The following is a 1,148-nucleotide window of genomic DNA, read 5'->3' on the forward strand; positions in this document are numbered from 1 at the left end:
GCGGCGCCGGAAGAGAAGGCGCGCGGGATCACGATCAACACGGCGCACGTCGAGTATGAGACGGCCAACCGTCACTACGCCCACGTCGACTGCCCGGGGCACGCCGACTATGTGAAGAACATGATCACGGGCGCGGCGCAGATGGACGGCGCGATCCTGGTGGTTTCGGCGGCGGACGGCCCGATGCCGCAGACGCGCGAGCACATCCTGCTGGCCCGTCAGGTCGGGGTGCCGGCGCTGGTGGTGTTCCTCAACAAGGTCGACATGGTCGACGACGAGGAGCTGCTGGAGCTGGTCGAGATGGAGGTTCGCGAGCTTCTGTCGAGCTACAACTTCCCGGGCGACGACATTCCGATCACCAAGGGTTCGGCCCTGGCGGCGGTCGAGGGCCGTGATCCGAAGATCGGCGAAGAGGCCGTCCTGGCCCTGATGCAGACGGTCGACGACTACATCCCGCAGCCGGAGCGTCCGGTGGACCTGCCGTTCCTGATGCCGGTGGAAGACGTGTTCTCGATCTCGGGCCGCGGCACCGTGGTCACGGGCCGCGTCGAGAAGGGCATCGTCAAGGTCGGCGAGGAAGTCGAGATCGTCGGCATCCGTCCGGTGCAGAAGACGACCTGCACGGGCGTCGAGATGTTCCGCAAGCTGCTCGACCAGGGTCAGGCGGGCGACAACGTCGGCGTGCTGCTGCGCGGCACCAAGCGCGAGGACGTCGAGCGCGGCCAGGTGCTGTGCAAGCCGGGCTCGATCACCCCGCACACCAAATTCCTGGCCGAGGCCTACATCCTGACCAAGGAAGAGGGCGGCCGTCACACCCCGTTCTTCACCAACTACCGCCCGCAGTTCTACTTCCGCACCACGGACGTGACCGGCATCGTGCACCTGAAGGAAGGTGTCGAGATGATCATGCCCGGCGACAACGCCGAGCTGAACGTCGAGCTGATCACCCCGATCGCCATGGACCAGGGCCTGCGCTTCGCCATCCGCGAAGGCGGCCGCACGGTCGGCGCCGGCGTGGTGTCGAAGATCACGGAATAGTCGGGGCGCTAACGCTCACGACGCGGTCGCTTGCTGCTTGAGCGCGTGACCGCACCGTACAACGACAGACCGGCCCCCGGAGCGATCCGGGGGCCGTTTTGCTGTCCGGA

The 1,148-nt window shown here is 66.7% G+C and carries 1 protein-coding gene; it reads left to right on the forward strand.

The window, feature by feature from the left end; translation table 11 throughout:
• Positions 1 to 1,038, forward strand: a 1,038-nt coding sequence (gene tuf / locus HNQ67_RS13515; RefSeq protein WP_183256334.1) for an elongation factor Tu, incomplete at its 5' end; no start/stop codon positions are given.
• Positions 1,039 to 1,148 lie beyond the last annotated feature (110 nt).

Source organism: Brevundimonas basaltis, assembly GCF_014202075.1.
GTDB lineage: Bacteria > Pseudomonadota > Alphaproteobacteria > Caulobacterales > Caulobacteraceae > Brevundimonas > Brevundimonas basaltis.